This window comes from Citrobacter telavivensis, from assembly GCA_009363175.1.
Taxonomy (GTDB): Bacteria; Pseudomonadota; Gammaproteobacteria; order Enterobacterales; family Enterobacteriaceae; genus Citrobacter_A; species Citrobacter_A telavivensis.
The window spans coordinates 1,128,965-1,150,013 of record CP045205.1; the positions used below are offsets into that span (position 1 = coordinate 1,128,965).

22 protein-coding genes are annotated in these 21,049 nt (G+C 53.9%); 15 read left to right on the top strand and 7 right to left on the bottom strand.

All coding sequences use genetic code 11. The features are described 5' to 3' along the window. Nucleotides 1-78: 78 nt before the first annotated feature. Nucleotides 79-1,431: a metalloprotease PmbA gene (gene pmbA / locus GBC03_07615; GenBank protein ID QFS70081.1), complete on the top strand. Its 1,353-nt coding sequence runs from the start codon at nucleotides 79-81 to the stop codon at nucleotides 1,429-1,431. 53 nt (nucleotides 1,432-1,484) lie between these two features. Beyond that, entirely contained in the window at nucleotides 1,485-1,874 is a 390-nt protein-coding gene (cybC, locus tag GBC03_07620) for a cytochrome b562 (GenBank protein QFS70082.1), read from the top strand. A gap of 114 nt (nucleotides 1,875-1,988) precedes the next feature. Here cybC and GBC03_07625 read toward each other — a convergent pair whose 3' ends face one another. Next, nucleotides 1,989-3,017 carry an alpha/beta hydrolase gene (locus GBC03_07625; protein QFS70083.1) on the bottom strand — a complete coding sequence of 343 codons (1,029 nt, stop codon included), beginning with the start codon at nucleotides 3,015-3,017 and terminating at the stop codon, nucleotides 1,989-1,991. 308 nt (nucleotides 3,018-3,325) lie between these two features. On the opposite strand from GBC03_07625, the gene GBC03_07630 reads away from it, so the two are divergent. Further along, on the top strand, nucleotides 3,326-4,243 hold the full coding sequence (locus tag GBC03_07630) for a LysR family transcriptional regulator (GenBank protein QFS70084.1): 918 nt from the start codon (nucleotides 3,326-3,328) through the stop codon (nucleotides 4,241-4,243). A 157-nt stretch (nucleotides 4,244-4,400) separates the two neighbouring features. Here the strand turns inward: GBC03_07630 and GBC03_07635 are convergent, their stop codons facing one another. Further along, nucleotides 4,401-4,919, bottom strand: a complete 519-nt coding sequence (locus GBC03_07635) for a ClbS/DfsB family four-helix bundle protein (protein ID QFS70085.1) — start codon at nucleotides 4,917-4,919, stop codon at nucleotides 4,401-4,403. A 391-nt stretch (nucleotides 4,920-5,310) separates the two neighbouring features. Between GBC03_07635 and GBC03_07640 the strand changes: the two genes are divergently transcribed. The 11 genes from GBC03_07640 (at nucleotide 5,311) to GBC03_07690 (ending at nucleotide 13,301) form a co-directional block, all read left to right on the top strand. After that, entirely contained in the window at nucleotides 5,311-5,631 is a 321-nt protein-coding gene (locus GBC03_07640; protein QFS70086.1) for a glycine dehydrogenase, read from the top strand. 11 nt (nucleotides 5,632-5,642) lie between these two features. After that, nucleotides 5,643-6,005 carry a hypothetical protein gene (locus GBC03_07645; GenBank protein ID QFS70087.1) on the top strand — a complete coding sequence of 121 codons (363 nt, stop codon included), beginning with the start codon at nucleotides 5,643-5,645 and terminating at the stop codon, nucleotides 6,003-6,005. Nucleotides 6,006-6,007: 2 nt separating this feature from the next. After that, nucleotides 6,008-6,307, top strand: a complete 300-nt coding sequence (locus tag GBC03_07650) for a DUF4312 family protein (GenBank protein ID QFS70088.1) — start codon at nucleotides 6,008-6,010, stop codon at nucleotides 6,305-6,307. A gap of 22 nt (nucleotides 6,308-6,329) precedes the next feature. Then, nucleotides 6,330-7,106 (top strand): DUF4311 domain-containing protein, encoded by a 777-nt coding sequence (locus GBC03_07655; protein QFS70089.1) that lies wholly within the window; start codon nucleotides 6,330-6,332, stop codon nucleotides 7,104-7,106. An 11-nt stretch (nucleotides 7,107-7,117) separates the two neighbouring features. Further along, the gene (locus tag GBC03_07660) at nucleotides 7,118-7,762 is read left to right on the top strand and encodes a DUF4310 family protein (protein QFS70090.1); all 645 of its coding nucleotides are present in this window, start codon (nucleotides 7,118-7,120) and stop codon (nucleotides 7,760-7,762) included. A gap of 43 nt (nucleotides 7,763-7,805) precedes the next feature. After that, on the top strand, nucleotides 7,806-8,939 hold the full coding sequence (locus GBC03_07665; GenBank protein QFS70091.1) for an amidohydrolase/deacetylase family metallohydrolase: 1,134 nt from the start codon (nucleotides 7,806-7,808) through the stop codon (nucleotides 8,937-8,939). Beyond that, nucleotides 8,923-10,041, top strand: a complete 1,119-nt coding sequence (locus tag GBC03_07670; protein ID QFS70092.1) for a DgaE family pyridoxal phosphate-dependent ammonia lyase — start codon at nucleotides 8,923-8,925, stop codon at nucleotides 10,039-10,041. The genes GBC03_07665 and GBC03_07670 overlap by 17 nt, the downstream gene beginning before the upstream one ends. After that, entirely contained in the window at nucleotides 10,038-10,778 is a 741-nt protein-coding gene (locus tag GBC03_07675; GenBank protein QFS70093.1) for an oxo-acid lyase, read from the top strand. The genes GBC03_07670 and GBC03_07675 overlap by 4 nt, the downstream gene beginning before the upstream one ends. Nucleotides 10,779-10,796: 18 nt before the next feature. Further along, on the top strand, nucleotides 10,797-12,707 hold the full coding sequence (locus GBC03_07680) for a PRD domain-containing protein (GenBank protein ID QFS70094.1): 1,911 nt from the start codon (nucleotides 10,797-10,799) through the stop codon (nucleotides 12,705-12,707). A 77-nt stretch (nucleotides 12,708-12,784) separates the two neighbouring features. Further along, nucleotides 12,785-13,027: a type II toxin-antitoxin system RelB/DinJ family antitoxin gene (locus GBC03_07685; GenBank protein ID QFS70095.1), complete on the top strand. Its 243-nt coding sequence runs from the start codon at nucleotides 12,785-12,787 to the stop codon at nucleotides 13,025-13,027. Then, a complete protein-coding gene (locus GBC03_07690; GenBank protein ID QFS70096.1) occupies nucleotides 13,017-13,301 on the top strand; it encodes a type II toxin-antitoxin system mRNA interferase toxin, RelE/StbE family in 285 nt (94 codons plus the stop codon). The genes GBC03_07685 and GBC03_07690 overlap by 11 nt, the downstream gene beginning before the upstream one ends. 8 nt (nucleotides 13,302-13,309) lie before the next feature. On the opposite strand, the gene nrdG is transcribed toward GBC03_07690, so the two are convergent. The 5 genes from nrdG to treR all read right to left on the bottom strand — a co-directional run bounded on the left by nrdG (nucleotide 13,310) and on the right by treR (nucleotide 20,659). Next, nucleotides 13,310-13,774 (bottom strand): anaerobic ribonucleoside-triphosphate reductase-activating protein, encoded by a 465-nt coding sequence (nrdG, locus tag GBC03_07695; GenBank protein QFS70097.1) that lies wholly within the window; start codon nucleotides 13,772-13,774, stop codon nucleotides 13,310-13,312. 121 nt (nucleotides 13,775-13,895) lie between these two features. After that, nucleotides 13,896-16,034 carry an anaerobic ribonucleoside-triphosphate reductase gene (gene nrdD / locus GBC03_07700; GenBank protein ID QFS70098.1) on the bottom strand — a complete coding sequence of 713 codons (2,139 nt, stop codon included), beginning with the start codon at nucleotides 16,032-16,034 and terminating at the stop codon, nucleotides 13,896-13,898. 409 nt (nucleotides 16,035-16,443) lie between these two features. Next, nucleotides 16,444-18,099 carry an alpha,alpha-phosphotrehalase gene (gene treC, locus GBC03_07705; protein QFS70099.1) on the bottom strand — a complete coding sequence of 552 codons (1,656 nt, stop codon included), beginning with the start codon at nucleotides 18,097-18,099 and terminating at the stop codon, nucleotides 16,444-16,446. Nucleotides 18,100-18,146: 47 nt separating this feature from the next. After that, nucleotides 18,147-19,565: a PTS trehalose transporter subunit IIBC gene (gene treB / locus GBC03_07710; protein ID QFS73942.1), complete on the bottom strand. Its 1,419-nt coding sequence runs from the start codon at nucleotides 19,563-19,565 to the stop codon at nucleotides 18,147-18,149. Between the two features lie 146 nt (nucleotides 19,566-19,711). Beyond that, nucleotides 19,712-20,659, bottom strand: a complete 948-nt coding sequence (treR, locus tag GBC03_07715) for an HTH-type transcriptional regulator TreR (GenBank protein QFS70100.1) — start codon at nucleotides 20,657-20,659, stop codon at nucleotides 19,712-19,714. Nucleotides 20,660-20,931: 272 nt separating this feature from the next. Here treR and mgtL point away from each other — a divergent pair, with 272 nt between their 5' ends. After that, nucleotides 20,932-20,985 (top strand): mgtA regulatory leader peptide MgtL, encoded by a 54-nt coding sequence (mgtL, locus tag GBC03_07720; GenBank protein ID QFS73943.1) that lies wholly within the window; start codon nucleotides 20,932-20,934, stop codon nucleotides 20,983-20,985. The last annotated feature ends 64 nt before the right edge of the window (nucleotides 20,986-21,049 follow it).

The window sequence follows — 21,049 nt, forward strand, 5'->3', positions numbered from 1 at the left end:
AAAAGAGGCTAATGTTACCAGTTAAGATGCGCACTGAAAAACGGTTCTCTGTTAGACTTCAGAGAAACTCTCTACATTATGGCATTTGCGATGAAAGTAATCTCACAAGTTGAAGCGCAGCGTAAGATTCTGGAAGAAGCGGTCTCGACAGCGCTGGAGTTAGCCTCAGGCAAATCGGACGGGGCGGAAGTCGCCGTAAGCAAGACGACCGGCATCAGTGTCAGCACCCGTTATGGTGAAGTGGAGAATGTCGAATTCAATAGCGATGGCGCGTTGGGAATTACCGTCTACCATCAGAACCGCAAAGGCAGTGCCTCATCGACTGATTTAAGCCCGCAGGCGATTGCCCGTACCGTCCAGGCGGCGCTGGACATCGCGCGCTACACCTCGCCGGACCCTTGCGCAGGTGTGGCAGACAAAGAGTTGCTGGCTTTTGACGCACCGGATCTGGATCTGTTCCACCCGGCAGAGGTTTCTCCGGATGAAGCCATCGAACTGGCGGCGCGTGCCGAACAGGCTTCTTTGCAGGCCGATAAACGTATCACCAATACGGAAGGCGGCAGCTTTAACAGCCACTATGGCATTAAAGTGTTCGGCAACAGCCACGGCATGTTGCAGGGCTATTGCTCCACCCGCCATTCACTTTCCAGCTGCGTGATTGCCGAAGAAAACGGCGATATGGAGCGCGATTACGCCTACACGATTGGTCGGGCGTTGGGCGATCTGCAAACGCCGGAATGGGTTGGCGCAGACTGTGCTCGCCGCACGTTATCCCGCCTGTCACCGCGTAAACTCTCGACGATGAAAGCACCGGTAATTTTTGCCAACGAAGTGGCGACCGGGCTGTTCGGTCACCTGGTTGGCGCGATTGCAGGGGGCTCGGTGTATCGCAAATCCACTTTCCTGCTGGATTCGCTGGGAAAACAAATTCTGCCTGAATGGCTGACCATTGAAGAGCATCCGCACCTGTTAAAAGGACTGGCTTCCTCACCGTTCGACAGCGAAGGTGTACGTACGCAACGTCGTGACATTGTGAAAGACGGTGTGCTGACTCAGTGGCTGCTAACCAACTACTCTGCCCGTAAGCTGGGGCTGAAAAGCACCGGTCATGCAGGCGGCATTCATAACTGGCGCATTGCCGGGCAGGGGCTGAGCTTTGAGCAGATGCTCAAAGAGATGGGTACCGGACTGGTGGTCACCGAACTGATGGGCCAGGGCGTGAGCGGCATCACCGGGGATTACTCCCGTGGCGCAGCCGGTTTCTGGGTCGAAAACGGGGAAATTCAATACCCTGTAAGCGAAATCACCATCGCCGGAAACTTAAAAGAGATGTGGCGCAATATTGTTACCATCGGTAACGATATTGAAACACGTAGCAATATACAGTGTGGTTCAGTTCTGTTGCCGGAGATGAAAATCGCCGGACAATAATCCCGGATGGCGCGACCTGCCGCGCCAAAACAATAAAAAAGAGGAAGTGAGCAATGCGTAAAAAACTACTGGCGATGCTGGCGGTCTCCACTCTGGTATTGAGTTCGGCAACGGCGTTTGCCGCCGAACTCGAAGACAATATGGAAACGCTTAACGATAACCTGAAGGTGGTCGAAAAAGCGGATAACGCAACACAGGTGACAGAGGCGTTAACCAAAATGCGCGCTGCCGCGCTGGATGCCCAAAAAGCGACGCCGCCAAAGCTGGAAAGCAAAGCCTCCGACAGTCCGGAAATGAAAGATTTTCGTCATGGTTTTGACGTCCTGGTCGGTCAGATCGACGGTGCGTTGAAGCTGGCGAAGGAAGGGAAGGTCAAAGAAGCGCAGGCCGCCGCGGAAGAGTTCAAAACCACCCGCAACGCCTACCACAAGAAGTATCGTTAATGGTCTCCCCTGATGCCTTCAGCCGGGGCTTCAGGGGAAATAATAAAAATAACGGTCTTTTCAACCAGACTCTCCTGAACCAGGCCGCCCTCTTTACAAGGGCGGCCTTAATCATTACTTCAGATTCGTTTTGAAGAACGATGTCAGCTTTTCGAACGGAATCAGGTCGGTACGGTCATACAAATCGACATGACCAGCCCCGGGAACGACATACAGCTCCTTCGGTTGAGCCGCACGTTTCCAGGCATCTTCGCTGAATTCTTTCGAATGCGCCTGGTTCCCGGTAATAAACAGCATGGGGCGCGGTGAAATCGTTTCTATATCGTTGAATGGATAGAAATTCATAAATTTACCAATGCTGCTTAACAGCGGTTTGGTGGTCAGTTCTTCTTTCTCACCCTGCGGGGTGTAGCCGCCTCGCTCGGTACGGTAAAAATCAAAGAACTCACGCTGAATGGCCGGCGTTGAGTCATCCAGTTTGTTAACGGTCCCCGGGATATACGCCTTCTCTGCGCCTTTAAATTCTGCAAATCGCTGCTCGATAGCCGATTTAATAAAGGCCTGACGCTGTTCTGGCGTCTGGGAATGATTCAGACCATGACGGAACGCCGAGCCCATGTCGTACATGCTGACAGTGGCAATCGCCTTCATACGTGGATCGATTTTGGCTGAACTGATTGCAAAGCTCCCGCTGCCACAGATACCCAGTACGCCGATGTTCTCTGGGTCAACATACGGCTGGGTACTGAGGTAATCGACCGCCGCGCTGAAGTCATCTGCATAAATTTCCGGTGAAACCAGATGCCCCGGCTTTCCTTCACTTTCCCCCCAAAAAGAGAGATCGATCGCCAGCGTCACAAAACCCTGCTCTGCCAGTTTTTGGGCATACAGGTTCGAGCTTTGCTCTTTTACCGCGCCCATCGGATGTCCGACGACAATGGCTGGGTTTTTCGCATTCTGATTCAGCGTCTTTGGAATAAACAAATTTCCCACGACGTTCATCTGGTACTGATTCTTAAACGTGACCTTTTGCTGGGTAACGTTATCGCTTTTATAGAAGTTGTCCGCGCCTTTTGACATATCCGCCGCGGTGGCGGCGAATGAACTGATTAACAGCCCCAGCGCCAGTGTCATATTTTTCATGAATTTCATCCTCTCGTGTGCGTGGTGTGTTTTACGTGATGTCAGAATGGTCATCCCTGTTGCGGCGATCGGTCGTCTATCTCCTGCCTCGGCATTATCCGACAACGTGTGCGCTATACAGGTCAGCCATCTTCAGGCAAGCCGGGGCCGGACGTTATTCATGGGAATAACGACAAAAAGTGCATAAATAAACATGCAGTTCACGATGATCTCTTGCGGAAAGTTTTACACGGCAGGCGTAGGTTGACTAGCTAATGAATGCTTAATAGGCTTATAAGATTACCTTATTAATCGGGAAAGCCTGACAGATGAAACGCAATCTCAATGACCTGCTTTATTTTGTCACCGTTGCCCGCGAAGGAAGTTTTACCCGCGCGGCGGCACATCTTGGTGTCACACAGCCGGCTCTCAGCCAGGCGATTTCCGCTCTTGAGAATCGCCTGCAAATTCGACTTCTCACCCGCACCACCCGCAGCGTGTCCCCCACCGCTGCCGGAGAACGGTTGTTGCAGTCCATCGGCAACCGCATTGATGAGATTGAAGCCGAACTGGATATGCTCACTGAGCTGCGAGACAAACCCGCCGGTACGGTACGAATCACCTGTGGGCCGAACGTTTTGCGTACCACACTGTTACCTAAACTGACGCCACTGTTGCGTGAATACCCTGATATTCATATTGAGTTCGACGCCAATCACGGTTTTCGCGATATTGTCGCCGACCGTTTCGACGCCGGAGTGCGACTGGGCGACACGATTGATAAAGACATGATAGCCATACCGATTGGACCAGAACTCCGTATGGCGGCCGCAGCCTCACCGGATTATTTTTCGCGTTATCCCATTCCACAAACCCCCCATGAACTGACGCAACACTGCTGTATAAATCAGAGAATGGTGAGATCGGGTGGGCTGTATGTCTGGGATTTTGATCAGGACGGCGGCGACTTGAACGTGCGGGTGAGCGGGCAAGTGACGTTCAACACGTCAGAACACATTGTCTATGCTGCTCTGGAGGGGATGGGAATCGCTTTTTTACCGGAGGAAGAGTTCGGTGAACATATTGAGAAAGGTCGATTAATCCGTGTGCTTGAACCGTGGTGTAAGCCTTTTCCTGGGTACTATTTGTATTACCCCAGCCGCAAACAAGTCTCTCCCGCGTTTTCACTGGTGATAGATGCTCTGCGCGTTAACCGTAAGCGCCCATCCGTAGAGAAGAAAAAGTGATTCAGGAAAACCAGCCTGTCGCATTGATATAATCCGGATGGCAGCAATATATTTTTATGCCCTAATCTGTCCGCTTGTGGTTCGACGCTACCTGTGACATGTAGACCTGGCAGCGTCGAATAAGAAGGGGGGCAGATTTATAATTTCACTTTGATGATTACTTTAAACTGATATTTTTATTTTTCGCCCACTTTCTTAATCTTCCATTCGCATTGGCGTAAGGCGAAGAGGTGTTAAATGAGATCATTCGCCCCATCGTCCATTTTGTGTACCACGGTTTACCGTACAAAACATCATCAGTACGTTCATTAATAAGCCGCACAATTTCATTTTTTACAGCCTGTAATTCAGCGATCAGGGAGTCATAGCTTAACGCGCTGTAATCCTTGTAAAATTTTTGAGCAAGGAGGCCAAGCTGGTTCCATTTATAACCTGTTTCCGGAAAATCGACCGGCTGACCTTTCGCATCAAAAGTGATCCACTTTACAACCAGAGAATTCCATCCAAGTAGATACGAAACAAGGTCACGAACGCTCATCTCTGTCCCTTTGGCGTGCCCATCCATTGAGTCATCGGAAGTCATTTCGTTCGGGATTGAATTAAGGTAACCGATTAATTTACTGAAATTTTTATCAATGGCTAAAAGTAATTCAGCTTTTGTTTGAGGCACACTCATAAGGAATTCCTTCTCATTTAAGAAAATGACACCATGATGAAACGGTGTGGTGTTTTAACATCGGGCCGTTATTTTCTCTCTCCTTGCGTCATGTCTTGCAAGGATTCGTCATAACTCTTTTCGATAATACGGCTCAAAAGCGCGCTCTGCTCACAGTTTCAGACTTTCTTCTCTGCTGGCGTCGCCACGAAACACCCTCGATATCTGTGAATAAAATCACACTTTCCCAGCGATAAATCATCAAAACCCCCTTTTTTGTGGAACAGATCACTATTGCCACTCGCCTTTCCACTTCGAAGTGGAAAACAACTCGCTACAAACTTTTGACCCCCACCGCTAGTTTTAACTCAGAGCCATTAACGGGGTAAGACGAGTGAATAACGGAGCAGTAATGAACGACATGGGGGACCAGGTGGCGCAGATTGGTGAACTGGCCGATCGCATGCTGGCGCAAGTGTATGCCTTGCTGCGTGAACATCACATCATTCCCAACGCCGTACAGGAACAAATGCTGACGTCTCACGTTCGCGCCATGGCGCACCGGTCGGTGACCGGAGAGCCTTTGCCGGAAGTGGAAGCCAGTTTGTTTGATGAAATTTCAGCCGATTCAATGGCGCTTGCCCGCGACGTGGTCGCAGCGTTTGGCAATCTTCCCGAGGAAGAGGCCTGGCTGCTGTCCGTCCACTTTGAAGTCGCGAAAGACAACCTTTAAGGAGCAACAACATGGAACAGATTACAGTCGTGATTGGCGATCGTCTGGGGAAAGGCCAGAAAGTGGCAGCAGGCGTCGAGAAAGCCGGTGGCCGTGCGGTGGTGGTACCGGGTGTCGCCGCGGATATGAAACTGGGGGACGTGATGAAAGCGGAAAACGCCACGTTCGGCATCTCCTTTTGCGGCAGCGGCGGCGCGGGCGCTATCACCGCACAGAACAAATACGGCTACAAGGCTAAATACGGGATGCGCTCTGTGGATGAAGGCGTAACGGCGATTAACGAAGGCTGCAACGTGCTGGGGTTCGGCTTTATGGATAAAGAAGAGCTTGGCGAGCGTCTGGTTCAGGCGTGGCAGAAAAAATACGGCGCCTAAGTATGAAAGAACAATTCACCACAACGGTGAGAGTCACCGGTAAAGGCGAAGCCAAAACGCGCGCCTTTGCCGATGCCCTGAACCACGTTCAGGCCGCGGTCATGAAGGCATCGCCGCATATTTTACTGCGTATTGAGCCACAGGATGTGCAGGTTGTTCAAGCGCGTGAAGCGGTGCGCAAAGAAGCGTTTTTGTTCTTCTTTCTGCGCCGGGAACGACGCACTTACAGCGTGGAGCTGGATGTGACCGTCAACGTGACAGCCATCAATCTGGACAAGGTGGATTTTGTCTCGCAACGCTGATTCTTGTTAAGAAGGCATAATTATGTTCCTGATAATTTTAATAAAATCGCTCATCATCGGTGCCCTCGTCGGCGTGGGTGTGGGGGCCGGGGCTGCACGCATGTTTCATGCGCCTACCACACAGGGGATGGGTGCGTTTCGAACTCTGGGGGAACTGAACTCCTGTGAAGGGGATCCGGCTTCTCACTTCTCGTTTGGCCTGGGCTTTTTCTTCAACGCCTGGGCCTCATCCGTTGCGGCGGGCTCGTTCACACAGGACGTGGATCACCGCATTATTCCTAACTGGGGCGCGGCAGCGCTGATGATCAAAAACCGCAACGTCGGTGAAACGCTGCATGACCCGAAAAAGATGGCGATTGCCTGCGGCATCATCGGCATGATCGTCGTGACCTTCCTGAACCTCACGGCCTCTTCCGTACCGGAAGCGTTGCAGGTGACCGCCGTTAAGGTACTGGTTCCTGCGGCAAACCTGCTGGTCAACACCGTGATGCCAGTGATCTTCTGGCTGGCGGCAATCGATGCCGGTAAGAAATCGGGCTTCTGGGCAACCGTTTTCGGCGGCGCGGCGCAGTTGATCATGGGTAACGCCGTTCCGGGTCTGGTACTGGGCATCCTGATCGGTAAAGGCGTTGAAGAGAGCGGCTGGAACCATGTGACCAAAGTGATGATGGCGGCGATTGTTCTGCTGTTCGTCCTGAGCGGCTTCTTCCGTGGCTTCGACATGAAGATGATCGAATCCTTCCACATGACCGTGCCGAACTGGCTCGAACTGATCCACAACTCGCTTAGCGGCAAATAACGGAGGCCACAATGGAACAGAATAAAGGTTTTTGGTTTGCCGACTGGTCTTTCCCGATCTTCGTTGGCCTGCTCTCCTCCGGCGTATTTGCCGGGACGCACATGTACTACCTGTACGGGATTGGCGCGTTCAACGAAGTGGCTTTCGTGGCCATGCTGAAAGCGGGAATTGATACCGGATCGTACGGCGCGGTGGCGGCATTTGGCGCCAGCTTCCTGTTCGCCCGTATTATCGAAGGTTCTCTGGTGGGGATTCTGGATATCGGCGGCGCGATTCAGACCGGTGTGGGTCTGGGGGTTCCGGCGCTGCTGCTGGGCGCGGGCATTATGTTCCCGGTTGAGAACTTTATCGCTTCTCTGGCTACGGGGCTGGCGATTGGTCTGGCGATCGGTTACGTCATCATTCTGGCGCGTAAGTTCACCATCAATCAGAGCGATTCGACCTACGGGGCGGACGTGATGATGGGGGCTGGTAACGCCTCGGGTCGTTTCCTCGGTCCACTGATCATCCTCAGCGCGATGACGGCGTCGATCCCTATCGGCGTGGGTTCTTTGGTCGGCGCACTGCTGTTTTACATCTGGCAGAAACCGATCACCGGTGGCGCGATCCTTGGCGCAATGATTTTAGGTTCAATCTTCCCGATTGCGATTAGCTAACCCTCGGCGGGCGTGAAAACGCCCGCACTAACAGGAGAGAGACATGTTTGATTTACTCCTGCGCCGTGCGCGTCTGGTTGACGATACGGTCTGTGACATCGCCCTGAAGGACGGCAAAATCGCCGCGTTAGGTGAGATAAATGACCCGGCGGTGAAAACCGTTGAGCTCAACGGCGAGTGTTACGTCAGCGCCGGATGGATTGATTCCCACGTCCACTGCTATCCAAACTCCCCGATTTATCACGACGAACCGGACAGCGTAGGCATTGCCACCGGCGTGACAACCGTTGTGGATGCGGGCAGCACCGGTGCCGACGATATTGATGATTTTTATACCCTGACGCGCGAAGCCGCGACGGAAGTCTATGCCCTACTGAACATCTCCCGTGTCGGATTGATTGCGCAAAACGAGCTGGCGAATATGGCCAACATCGACGCCGACGCGGTGAAGCAGGCGGTAAAACGTTATCCCGATTTTATCGTTGGCCTGAAGGCGCGAATGAGCAGCAGCGTGGTGGGTGAAAATGGTATTACACCGCTGGATCGCGCCAAAGCGATGCAGCAAGAGAACGGTGATTTGCCCCTGATGGTTCACATCGGCAATAACCCGCCGGATCTGGATGAGATTGCGGAGCGACTGACGGCGGGCGATATCATCACCCACTGCTACAACGGAAAACCCAATCGTATCCTGACGCCGGAAGGCGAACTGCGCGCGTCGGTCACCCGGGCGATTCAGCGCGGCGTGCGTCTGGATGTAGGACACGGCACGGCCAGCCTGAGTTTCGCGGTGGCGAAACGCGCCATCAGCTTAGGCATTCTGCCGCAGACCATCAGCTCTGATATCTATTGCCGCAACCGTATCAGCGGCCCGGTGTATTCACTGGCGAATGTGATGTCGAAATTCCTCGCCATCGGAATGTCGCTGCCGCAGGTCATCGACTGCGTGACGGCCAATGCCGCCGACGGCTTGCGCCTGAAATCTAAAGGTCGCCTCCAGCCTGGTCTGGACGCTGACTTAACCCTCTTTACGCTGAAGCATCAGCCAACCGTGCTGATGGATGCCGAAAATGACAGCTTACAGGCTGAGAAGCTGCTGGTGCCGCTTGCCGCAATACGTGCGGGCAAGGGCTATATGACCGAACAAGGGAGCGCGGAACATGCCTTCGATTTTTGAGAAATACCATTTAAAGCAGGTGATTAATACCTCTGGACGTATGACGGCGCTGGGCGTTTCCACGCCGCGCCCGGAAGTGGTGGAAGCGGCGATGGCCGGCATGAACCAGTACTTTGAAATGAAAGATCTGGTGAATAAAACCGGGGAATACATCGCGAAGCTGCTGGATGTAGAGGGCGCGACGGTGGTCTCCTGTGCGTCTGCGGGTATCGCCCAGTCGGTGGCTGCCGTGCTGGTTCAGGACAGCGACTGGCTGTTGGAAAACCTGCATGTCACGCCGATTGAAAATAACGAAATCGTGCTGCCGAGAGGTCATAACGTCAACTTTGGCGCGCCGGTCGGCACGATGGTGGCGCTGGGCGGCGGCAAGCTGGTGGAAGCGGGTTATGCCAATGAGTGCTCTGCCGCACAACTGGCCGCGGCGATCACCCCGCGTACGGCGGCGATCCTGTACATCAAATCCCACCACTGCGTGCAGAAAAGTATGCTCAGCGTTGAGCAGGCCGTCGTGGTGGCGCGTAAACATAATCTGCCGTTGATTGTCGATGCGGCGGCGGAAGAAGATCTGCAGTGCTACTACCGTTCCGGCGCGGATCTAGTGATCTACAGCGGTGCGAAGGCCATTGAAGGGCCAACCAGCGGACTGGTCATCGGTAAAACGCAGTACGTCGAGTGGGTGAAACGCCAGACAGCGGGCATTGGCCGGGCGATGAAGGTCGGCAAAGAGGGCATTCTCGGTCTGACCTGCGCCATTGAACTCTATCTGCATGCTCAGAAAGAGAGCGGCGCGGAGATGGTTGAAAAAATGACGCCGTTTATTGACGCACTCAATGCACTCAACGGGGTGACCGCTCGCGTGGTGTGGGATAGCGCCGGACGGGATATCGCCCGTGCAGAAATTAAGTTCGATGAAGCCGTTACCGGCATCGCAACGGGCGAACTGGTGGAAGCGCTCAAGCAGGGCGAATACGCGATTTACTTCCGTGGCTACAAAGCCAACGAAGGGATTATTGAAGCGGATGTGCGCAGCGTAGACCGCGCACAACTGGATATTGTGGCGCGCCGTATTGGCGACGTAATTAATCAGGAGAAACAAGCATGAAACTGACCCCGAACTTTTACCGCGATCGCGTCTGCCTGAACGTATTGGCTGGCTCGAAAGAGAACGCTCGAGATATTTACGATGCGGCGGAAGGTCATGTGCTGGTCGGCGTGCTCTCCAAAAATTACCCGGATGTCGAAAGCGCGGTGGCGGATATGCGCGACTACGCGAAGCTTATCAACAACGCGCTGTCTGTCGGGCTGGGGGCGGGCGATCCGAACCAGTCGGCGATGGTCAGTGAAATCTCCCGCCAGGTTCAGCCGCAGCACGTCAACCAGGTGTTCACCGGCGTGGCAACCAGCCGCGCCCTGCTCGGGCAGAGTGAGACGGTGGTTAACGGTCTGGTATCGCCAACCGGCACGCCGGGTCTGGTGAAAATTTCCACCGGACCGCTGAGCAGCAAAGCGGCGGACGGCATTGTCCCGGTCGAAACGGCTATCGCATTGCTGAAAGATATGGGGGGGAGCTCGATCAAATACTTCCCGATGGGGGGGCTGAAATGCCGTGACGAATATAAAGCGGTGGCAGAGGCCTGTGCGCGTCATGATTTCTGGCTGGAACCGACCGGTGGCATCGATCTGGAAAACTACGCTGAGATTTTGCAAATTGCCCTCGACGCTGGCGTCAGTAAAATCATTCCTCACATTTATAGTTCTATTATTGATAAGGTAAGTGGGAACACCCGTCCGGACGATGTGCGCCAGCTGCTTGCGTTTACCCGGACGTGTGTAGGTTAAAATAACGAGGAGAGTGATGTGCGATTCCCCAACCAACGTTTGGCGCAACTGTTTACTATGTTGCAAAACGAGACGCTGCCACAGGATGAGCTGGCGCAGCGGTTGTCGGTTTCCACACGTACTGTTCGTGCCGATATTACTGCGCTCAACGCCCTGCTGACTCAGCATGGCGCGCAGTTTATCCTCAGCCGGGGCAACGGTTATCAGCTCAGGATCGATGACCCGGCAAGCTATCAGTCCCTGCAATCGCAGCAGCCCAGCGCGCTGCGAATTCCGCGAACCAGTCAGGAACGCGTGCACTATCTGATGGTGCGCTTTCTGACGTCCGCTTTTTCTCTCAAACTCGAAGATTTAGCTGATGAATGGTTTGTCAGCCGGGCGACGTTACAAAATGACATGGCGGAAGTACGTGAATGGCTGCAACGCTATCATCTGACGCTGGAAACCCGCCCTCGCCATGGCATGAAACTGTTCGGCAGCGAGATGGCGATCCGCGCCTGCCTGACCGATCTTCTCTGGACGCTGGCGCAGCAGGATCCTGCTAATCCGCTGGTGACTGAAGAGGCGCTGTATGCCGGTGTGCCGTCGCAGCTTCAACCTCTCCTTGAGGAGATCTTCAACCGCTTCCATATTCGCCTTACCGACGAAGGCGAACTGTTTTTGCGGCTGTACTGCGCGGTCGCGGTACGCCGCATCAGCGAAGGGTATCCGCTGTCGGAGTTCACCACCGAAGAGGTGGAAGAGAACGTATGCCTGGCGGCGCGTGAGATTGCCGCTGTGGTGCAGCATCTGGCAAATCATCCGCTCTCGGTATCGGAAGAGAACTGGCTGAAGGTGCATATCGCGGCGCGGCAGGTGCAGGAAATTGCCCCCAGCGCGATCAATGCCGACGATGAAGAAGCGCTGGTCAATTACATTCTGCGGTTTATCAACAGCCAGTACAACTATAACCTGTTGAATGATAAACAGCTTCACGCGGATTTACTCACTCACATCAAAACGATGATCACACGGGTGCGCTATCAGATAATGATCCCGAATCCGCTACTGGAAAACATCAAGCAGCACTATCCAATGGCGTGGGATATGACCCTGGCGGCGGTTTCCAGTTGGGGCAAATACACCCCTTACGCCATCAGCGAAAACGAGATCGGCTTTCTGGTGTTGCACATCGGCGTTGGACTTGAACGTAGTTACAACATCGGTTACCAACGCCAGCCAAAAGTCCTGCTGGTTTGTGACGCGGGAAATGCGATGGTGCGCATGATTGAAGCGGTACTGGCACGCAAATATCCGCAGATTGAAATTGTGCATACGCTGACGCTGCGCGATTACGAACAGCGCGAGAGCATCGCGGAGGACTTTGTGATCGCCACGGCGCGGATCGGTGAGAAAGACAAACCGGTCGTGCAGATCGCCCCGTTCCCTACTGACTATCAACTGGAACAGATCGGTAAGTTGGTGCTGGTGGACAGAACCCGTCCGTGGATGCTGAACAAATACTTCGATGCCGCACATTTTTGTATTATCGACGGTGAGATGGATCAGCAGACGCTGTTTAAAACCTTGTGCGATCGGTTGCAGAGTGAAGGATTTGTCGATGCGGAATTCCTCGACTCGGTAGTTGAGCGTGAGGCGATCGTCAGCACGATGCTTGGTGACAGTATTGCGCTGCCGCACGCCCTCGGACTGCTGGCGAAAAAAACGGTGGTCTATACGGTGCTCGCCCCACAGGGCATCGCCTGGGGTGACGAGACCGCGCACGTGATCTTTTTACTCGCCATCAGCAAAAGCGAGTACGAAGAGGCAATGGCTATCTACGATATCTTCGTCACGTTCCTGCGCGAGCGCGCCATGACGCGGCTGTGCAGCAGCCAGAACTTCGCCGAGTTTAAAGCGGTGGCGATGGAGTGCGTGAGTCGTTTTTGAGAGCCATTATCCAGATATGAATGTAATGCAGATGTAATGCTATAATGCATTACATTTCTTTTTTCTCTGGAGGCATAATGGCCACATTGAACGTCCGTCTGGATGACAAACTCAAAAACGAGGCGTATGCCGTGCTGGAAAAACTCAATATTACGCCTACTGAAGCGGTAAGACTGCTGTTTCAGTATGTGGCTGAAAATGGACGCATGCCGGTAAAGACACTCACTGTCAGTGATAGCGAAGAAGCGTTATTGCGTACTGTCAGGGAGCGACTGGCCGATCCGCAAGAGGCCATTAAGGTCAGACTGGATGCGCTATGAACTGGCGTTTGATCCGCGGGCGCTGAAGGAATGGCAAAAGTTGGGTGAAGCGGTGAAAAACCAGTTCAGGAAGAAATTGGCTGAGGTGCTTTCACATCCACGGCTCTCCTCCGCCCGGCTTCATGACTTTCCTGATTGCTACAAGATAAAACTCAAGGCGTCGGGTTTCAGGCTGGTTTATCAGGTGAAAGGCGCACAGATTCTGGTATTGGTGATTGCGATCGGTAAGCGGGAAAAATCGGCCGTTTATCAGGACGCTGACAAACGGCTTTGACGGGGACGTTACCGCAAATGGTGCACAACCTGGTTGCTGCTGCCGCGCCAGATCAGCGCCGGGTCTTTCAGATCCTGCACATACTTACCGTCGACCAGCACGTTGATGAGATCCACAACCTGCATTTGCGCGGCATTGAGTTCATCCAGCTTATAGCCGGTCCACACCCAGATATCTTTGCCCGCACATTCAGCGCGAATGCGTTGCACCAGTTTCAGAATATCCGGTACGTTCTGCGGATGAAGCGGATCGCCGCCGGAAAGGGAGATCCCCTGGCGGTGGATCCGCGTATCGTTCAGATCGTTAATGATCTGGTCTTCCATTTCTTTCGTGAACGGCTGGCCTGAATTCAGTCGCCAGGTGCTTTTGTTGTAGCAGCCCGGGCATTCGTGCACGCACCCTGAAACAAACAGGGTGCAGCGAGTTCCGGGGCCGTTAACGATGTCGACAGGATAATATTGATGATATTGCATAGAGGATGTCCAGAAAGAATGTAGGCCGGATAAGGTGCTTGCACCGCCATCCGGCAACATTGTGATGCCTGATGGCGACGCGATTGCGTCTTATCAGGCCTACGGCCTTTGCAAACGGAAATTAACCGATCTGCCCATTCCCTAAATGCTTAACGCGACGTTTCACTTCTTCCTGTTTACCGGCGTTAAATGGGCGTGCGTCCGGGCTGCCTAAATAACCACATACGCGGCGGGTAACCGACACGCGTGCGGCGTCGTGGTTACCGCACTTCGGACAGGTGAAGCCTTTACTGGTGCACTCGAACTCGCCGGTAAAGCCACACTCATAGCATTCATCGATTGGCGTATTGGTGCCGTAATACGGCACATGCTGATAGCTGTAGTCCCAGACGTCTTCCAGCGCTTTCAGGTTGTGCTGGATGTTCGGGTACTCGCCGTAGCAAATGAAGCCACCGCTCGCCAGCGGCGGATAAGGCGCTTCGAAATCGATTTTGTCGTACGGATTTACCTTCTTCTCTACGTCGAGGTGGAAACTGTTGGTGTAGTAGCCTTTATCAGTGACGCCCGGCACAACGCCAAACTCGGCGGTATCCAGACGGCAGAAACGGTCACACAGGTTTTCACTCGGCGTGCTGTACAGGCTAAAGCCGTAACCCGTCTCTTCTTTCCACTGATCGACGGCCTGACGCAGATGCGCAACAATGGCGACAGCTTTCGCGCGCAGTACTTCGCTGTCATACAGATGCGTATCGCCAAACAGGGCGTTGATGGTTTCGTGGATACCGATATAGCCTAGCGAAATTGACGCGCGACCGTTTTTAAAGATTTCCGCAATGTCATCATCGGCTTTCAGACGTACGCCGCAGGCCCCTTCCATATACAGGATCGGTGCGACGCGGGCTTTGACGCCTTCCAGACGGGCGATTCGGGTCATCAGCGCTTTACGCGCCAGTATCAGACGATCGTCCAGCAACTTCCAGAACGTCGGCTCATCACCGCCCGCTTCCAGTGCGATACGTGGCAGGTTAAGGCTGATCACGCCGAGGTTATTACGCCCATCGTGAACCTGTTCGCCCTGTTCGTTTTCCCACACGCCGAGGAAGCTGCGGCAGCCCATCGGGGTTTTGAACGAACCGGTGACTTTCACGACCTGATCGTAGTTCAGGATGTCCGGATACATACGTTTGCTGGCACACTCCAGCGCCAGTTGTTTGATGTCGTAGTTTGGATCGCCAAATTTGTGGTTCAGACCGTCACGAATCGCAAACACCAGTTTCGGGAACACGGCGGTCTTGCGATTTTTGCCCAGGCCAGCGATACGGTTACGCAGAATGGATTGCTGAATCAGGCGCGATTCCCAGCTGGTGCCCAGACCGAAACCAAAGGTGACGAACGGCGTCTGGCCGTTGGCGGTATGCAGCGTATTGACCTCATACTCCAGAGACTGGAATGCGTCGTAGCACTCTTTCTCGGTACGGGAATGCGCATAGCCGTCGGCATCCGGAATTTGCCACTCTTCCGCCGTTTTACGGTGCTTTTTGAAGCTGGCGGTCACGAACGGCGCCAGCACTTCATCAATGCGGTTAATGGTGGTGCCGCCGTAAATATGGCTGGCGACCTGCGCGATGATTTGCGCGGTCACGGCGGTGGCGGTAGAGATCGATTTTGGCGGCTCGATCTCCGCATTACCCATCTTAAAGCCCTGCGTCAGCATCCCTTTCAGATCGATCAGCATGCAGTTAAACATCGGGAAGAATGGGGAATAGTCGAGATCGTGATAGTGAATGTCACCGCGCTCGTGCGCCTGCACGACATCACGCGGCAGCAAGTGCTGACGAGCGTAGTGTTTGGCCACGATACCGGCCAGCAGGTCGCGCTGGGTCGGAATGACTTTGCTGTCTTTGTTGGCGTTCTCATTGAGCAACGCGGAGTTGGTTTGCTCCACCAGGCCGCGAATTTCCTGGTTCAGGCGACCGCGTTTTTCACGCTGAATATCACGGTCATGACGGTATTCAATGTAGGCGCGTGCGAGTTGCTTGTAAGGACCCGACATCAGTTGGTTCTCAACCGCAGTCTGGATCTCATTAATATCGACCTGGCTACGCGCGTCCATCTGGCTGCTTACGACTTCTGCGACGGTGGCGCAGTAATCTGCGTCATCGACTCCCGCTGCTTTAGCTGCACGCAGAATGGCTTCTTTGATGCGCTCTGATTTAAACGGCACTTTACAGCCATCTCGTTTCATCACATGCGGTGTCATGATCACTCCATAATTTGTAAGAACAGGTTATCCACAGAGGCTCGGGAAGCATTGATATGGTTATTCATCTCTCTATCCAATCACTTCCCGCAGTCCAGTCCCATGTTATCCACAATGTCACCCTGACTGTGGACATCATCGTTGTTGTAAATGTAGTTGATTAATACAACATGTTGGGGCGGATTGCATTTTAAGTTCTATATATAGTGATTTGCATCAAAAGTGTTTGCGATTTTTTTGATATAGCGCAAAGTAAAAATCAGAGCGTACAGTTGGCGGGCGTTATAGCGATTGTAAATTGTGACATAGAAAAATCTGATTATTTATTCAGCAAAAACAGTTAGCTAAGGCGGGGAGAGGGATTTTGCCCGGGAAGTCTTCCTTCTCCGGGCAAGAGGGGACCAACCGATTACTTCTGAAGCCACCAGATGGCTTCGAAAGGACGCAGCGTCATTGCCGTCGGCTGCGGTGAAACTTCCTCATAGTTGTGCATCAGTACCTGCCAGCTACCACGGCACGACTCCGGTTGCCAGGCCTGACATTCGCCGCTCAGGTTGGCAATGACCAGCAGCGTTTGCCCCTGCCATTCGCGGCGATAGCACCAGAGATACGGGCTGTCTGGCAACAGATCCTGATAGTCGCCCCAGGTGAGTACCGGTTCTGATTTGCGTAGCGCGATCAGCCGTTGGTAGGTGTAAAACACCGACGCGTTATCGCCGAGCGCGTTCTCCACGTTGATGTCCGTGTAGTTATCGCACAACGGGATCCACGGTTCGCCCTGGCTGAAGCCTGCGTTTTTGCGGTTATCCCACTGCATCGGCGTACGACTGTTGTCGCGGGATTTACTGGCCAGGATTGCCAGCAGTTCATTGGCATCGCGACCTTCAGCCCGCAACTCAGCAAACATGTTATGGCTTTCCACATCACGGTAGTCGGTGATCCGGGTGAAGTGCGGATTGGTCATGCCGATCTCTTCACCCTGGTAGATGTATGGCGTCCCCTGCATGCCGTGCAGCACCATCGCCAGCATTTTCGCTGCCGGCACCCGATATTCACCTTCGTCGCCGAAGCGCGACACGATGCGCGGCTGATCGTGGTTACACCAGAACAGCGCATTCCACGCGACGTTGTGCATCCCTTGCTGCCAGTGGCGGAACAGGGTCTTCAGCGCGATAAAATCGGGTTTCGCCAGTGTCCATTTTTCTCCGTCAGGATAATCAACCTTCAGGTGATGAAAATTGAAGGTCATCGACAGTTCGCTACCGTCCAGCGCGGCGTAGCGCTGGCAATGTTCCAGCGTGGTAGAGGACATCTCGCCGACCGTCATCAGCTTGCGCGGCGTAAAGACGTCGCGGTTCATCTCATGCAGAAATTCATGCGCCCGCGGCCCATCGGTGTAAAAGCGGCGACCATCGCCGTCAAGGTCATTGGGGAAGCTCTGATCTTTGGAGATGAGATTAACGACGTCCAGGCGCAGGCCATCCACGCCGCGATCGGCCCAGAATTCGCAGACTTTTTTCAGCTCGGCGCGAACGGCAGGGTTTTCCCAGTTCAGATCCGCCTGTTCCGGGGCGAAGAGGTGCAGGTAATACTGTTCGCTCTGCGCATGCCATTGCCAGGCGTGACCGCCAAACTTGGAACGCCAGTTGTTGGGCAGCGTATCGGGCGTGCCGTCGCGCCAGATGTAAAACTCGCGATACGGGCTGTCTTTGTCGAGCGCCTCACGAAACCAGGCGTGCTGCGTGGAGGTGTGATTAAACACCATATCGAGAATAATGCGGATCCCGCGCGCTTTTGCCTGGGCGACCAGTTCGTCGAAATCGTCCAGCGTACCGTAGGCGGGATCGATTGCCATGTAGTTGGCGACATCGTAGCCATTATCCACCTGCGGTGAGATATAGAACGGCGTCAACCAGATGGCATCCACGCCCAGTTTATGCAGATAGTCGAGGCGCTGAGTCACGCCACGTAAATCGCCGGTGCCGGAGCCGGTCGTATCCTGAAAACTTCTGGGGTAGATCTGGTAGATGACGCCGTTTTGCCACCAGTGGGGAAGGGTATTCATAGTCATTTCCTGGTTATGCGAGGGGCGCAATTGCGCCCCGAATAAAATCAAACAATCTGTAACGTGCCCTGACGGTATTTACGCTGGTAGACCACGGAGGTCAGCACGATCGGGATGACAATGGCGATCGCCATCGCGACGGCGTACACCTGCCAGTAAGTCGGTTGGATAGAGAGGATGCCCGGCAATCCGCCGACGCCGATGCCGTTAGCCATCACCCCGTACAGGCCGCAGAGTAGCCCGGCAAGGCCGGAGCCGATCATCGCGCAGAGCATCGGGAAGCGGTATTTCAGGTTGATACCGTACATTGCCGGCTCAGTGACCCCCAGATAGGCGGAGATCGCGGCAGGAACAGAGATCTCGCGTTCGTTCTGTTTACGGCTGGCGATAATAATGCCCACCACCGCAGAAGCCTGCGCGATGTTGGAAAGGGCAATCAGCGGCCATACCGGGGTTCCCCCCATGCTCTGGATCATCTGCATATCAATGGCGAGCGTGGTCTGATGCACGCCGGTAATCACCAGCGGGGCGTACAGGAAGCCGAACAGCGCAGCGCCAATCGGGGCGAAGCTGCCGGTCATCAGATGGCGAACCGCAAACGCCACGCCGTCGCCAATCATGCGGCCAAACGGACCGATCAGCGCATGGGCGAGGAATACCGCGAGGATCAGCGAACACACCGGTACCACAACAAGGTACAGGTAATCCGGCACGATGCGCTTCAGACGCGTTTCAATCATGCCCAGCGCCAGACCGGCCAGCAGCGCCGGAATGACCTGTGCCTGATAGCCCACTTTGGCGACGCTGAACAAGCCAAAGTTCCACACGTCTGGCACCTGTTGTCCCAACAGATAAGCGTTCATCAACTGCGGAGACACCAGCGTAACGCCAAGTACGATGCCGAGGATCGGCGTGCCGCCCATTTTTTTCACCGCCGACCAGCAGATACCCACCGGCAGATAGAAGAAGATGGCTTCGCCAATCAGCCACAGGAAGTCATAAATGGTTTTCAGCGCCGGATACATCTGCGCCAGCGTCTGGCCGTTGTTCATCGGCAGGTCGCCAATGACGTTACGAAAACCTAAAATCAAGCCCCCGCTGATCAGCGCCGGCAGCAGCGGAAAGAAGATTTCAGCGAAGTGGGAGATCAACTGCTCATGCCATTTCATGTTCTGGCGAGCCGCTTTTTTCGCCTGCTCTTTATCGGCGTGTGCCTGTCCGGTGGTCGCCAGCAGCGCTTTGTAGTAATCGCCGACCTCGGTGCCAATCACCACCTGGAACTGACCGGCGTTGGTAAAGCAGCCTTTGACCATCGGTAATTCTTCGATTTCTTTCGGTCTGGCGTTTGCTGGCTGATTCAGCACAAAGCGCAGGCGCGTAATACAGTGACTCACTGTGGCGATATTCTCTCGCCCACCTACCAGCGCTATCAGCCGGTCAATATCCGCTTGTTTAACTTTGCTCATCATGAAGCCTCGTGGCGATGACTGTGAAAAGGGGGTTGTTGTGCGATGGCCACAGAGTATATCCGGGATAAAAAATTAAAAATGGGAACGTTCCCGAAACGCAGTGAAGATCACAAATTATCGTTCAGAAAGCGATCGACAATGATTCAGGAAAGGGTGGAAGGAATGACGATCTGGCGCAGATCGCTGCGTCCGTTGATCTGCTCGATCAGTTGGGCCGCCGCCTGGCGTCCGGCTTCGGCATAGCCGGGATCGACCGTGACGATCTCCGGATGCAGGAATTTCATCAGCGGCGTATTGCCGACACTCGCCAGCTGCAGGTTATCGATCCGCTGCTCCTGCAAATACTTACTGGCGCCGAGCGCGAGGGTATCAGTGGCGCATACCAGCGCGGTAGTGTCCGGTGTAATGACACTCGCGGCATGCTCATAGCCTTGCTTCATCGCCAGACCTGGCAGGGCTGCGACGGGATGTAACTTATGTTGTTTGCAAAAGCTGAGATAGGCGTCATGGCGGCGCTTGCCGGTGGTGACGTCACTGTGCGGAACGCCGAGGAAACTGATGTGGCGATGCCCCTGATCGTACAGGCGCTGCATCAGGATTTTAATCGCTCCATCGTCGTCATAGCAGACGGAAGCAAAGCCTTTCGCATCACGTGCCAGCAACACCAGCGATGCCTGCCACGGGGCGATCATCGCGTCGGGGATGCCGGTAAAGCCAAACAGCACCACTCCGTCGATGTTGCGGCGTTTCAACATTCCCAGGTGCTCTTCCACTTTTTCTGGGGAAAACTGGCTTTCCATCATGATGGGATCATAACCCTGCTCATAAAACACCGGCAGCATCGTCTGTACGGCAAGGTTTTCCGACAGTGAATCGAGACGAGTCACAATGATGGCGACCACTTTATCGCTTTGGCCGCGCATGGCGCGGGCCGAACGAGAGGGGGAAAATCCGTGCTGATTCATTACTGCTTCGACACGTTCGCGAGTCCGTTCACTGACGCCACTTTCGTTGTTGAGCACACGGGAAACGGTGGATTTCCCCACGCCGCTTAAGCGGGCAATGTCTTTGATTGTCAGCCGATTTTGCATCCTGTTTTCCCGTGGTACGCTGCAAAAGATGATAAGAGGGTAACTTTACTCGTAGAAACCTCAATGGGCAAAGTCTGGTTTATACACGTCATCCTTCACGCTGCCTCTGCGTTGGCGTCGTTCATTCCTTTTCCGCCGGGATGCAAGCCGAATGGTTTTGTGTATATGTTTTGTTTAATTGCCGGGAGTTATTATAACGCCATAGATGCCACAAATATTATGATCTACAACTTATAATCTGCGGGCTAAATCATTCACTTACCGGAGGCTTTATGGATCCCGATCCCACCCCTCTCCCGAAATGGAGAACACGTTCTTTCCGGTAAGCCTGCCCTTCGCTGTCTTACCGGTGATGTAAGACAGTGACGCGTTAACGTCCCTGTTTAAGAA

Excerpts from the sequence above, each read along its gene's own strand:
- GBC03_07655 (QFS70089.1), top strand. The coding sequence starts at position 6,330 with ATGTTCCTGATAATTTTAATAAAATCGCTCATCATCGGTGCCCTCGTC.
- GBC03_07685 (QFS70095.1), top strand. The coding sequence starts at position 12,785 with ATGGCCACATTGAACGTCCGTCTGGATGACAAACTCAAAAACGAGGCG.
- GBC03_07665 (QFS70091.1), top strand. The coding sequence starts at position 7,806 with ATGTTTGATTTACTCCTGCGCCGTGCGCGTCTGGTTGACGATACGGTC.
- nrdD (QFS70098.1), bottom strand. The coding sequence starts at position 16,034 with ATGACACCGCATGTGATGAAACGAGATGGCTGTAAAGTGCCGTTTAAA.
- GBC03_07670 (QFS70092.1), top strand. The coding sequence starts at position 8,923 with ATGCCTTCGATTTTTGAGAAATACCATTTAAAGCAGGTGATTAATACC.
- GBC03_07675 (QFS70093.1), top strand. The coding sequence starts at position 10,038 with ATGAAACTGACCCCGAACTTTTACCGCGATCGCGTCTGCCTGAACGTA.
- GBC03_07630 (QFS70084.1), top strand. The coding sequence starts at position 3,326 with ATGAAACGCAATCTCAATGACCTGCTTTATTTTGTCACCGTTGCCCGC.
- treB (QFS73942.1), bottom strand. The coding sequence starts at position 19,565 with ATGAGCAAAGTTAAACAAGCGGATATTGACCGGCTGATAGCGCTGGTA.
- GBC03_07635 (QFS70085.1), bottom strand. The coding sequence starts at position 4,919 with ATGAGTGTGCCTCAAACAAAAGCTGAATTACTTTTAGCCATTGATAAA.
- GBC03_07625 (QFS70083.1), bottom strand. The coding sequence starts at position 3,017 with ATGAAAAATATGACACTGGCGCTGGGGCTGTTAATCAGTTCATTCGCC.
- GBC03_07650 (QFS70088.1), top strand. The coding sequence starts at position 6,008 with ATGAAAGAACAATTCACCACAACGGTGAGAGTCACCGGTAAAGGCGAA.
- GBC03_07690 (QFS70096.1), top strand. The coding sequence starts at position 13,017 with ATGCGCTATGAACTGGCGTTTGATCCGCGGGCGCTGAAGGAATGGCAA.
- GBC03_07660 (QFS70090.1), top strand. The coding sequence starts at position 7,118 with ATGGAACAGAATAAAGGTTTTTGGTTTGCCGACTGGTCTTTCCCGATC.
- treR (QFS70100.1), bottom strand. The coding sequence starts at position 20,659 with ATGCAAAATCGGCTGACAATCAAAGACATTGCCCGCTTAAGCGGCGTG.
- treC (QFS70099.1), bottom strand. The coding sequence starts at position 18,099 with ATGAATACCCTTCCCCACTGGTGGCAAAACGGCGTCATCTACCAGATC.
- cybC (QFS70082.1), top strand. The coding sequence starts at position 1,485 with ATGCGTAAAAAACTACTGGCGATGCTGGCGGTCTCCACTCTGGTATTG.
- GBC03_07640 (QFS70086.1), top strand. The coding sequence starts at position 5,311 with ATGAACGACATGGGGGACCAGGTGGCGCAGATTGGTGAACTGGCCGAT.
- pmbA (QFS70081.1), top strand. The coding sequence starts at position 79 with ATGGCATTTGCGATGAAAGTAATCTCACAAGTTGAAGCGCAGCGTAAG.
- GBC03_07645 (QFS70087.1), top strand. The coding sequence starts at position 5,643 with ATGGAACAGATTACAGTCGTGATTGGCGATCGTCTGGGGAAAGGCCAG.
- nrdG (QFS70097.1), bottom strand. The coding sequence starts at position 13,774 with ATGCAATATCATCAATATTATCCTGTCGACATCGTTAACGGCCCCGGA.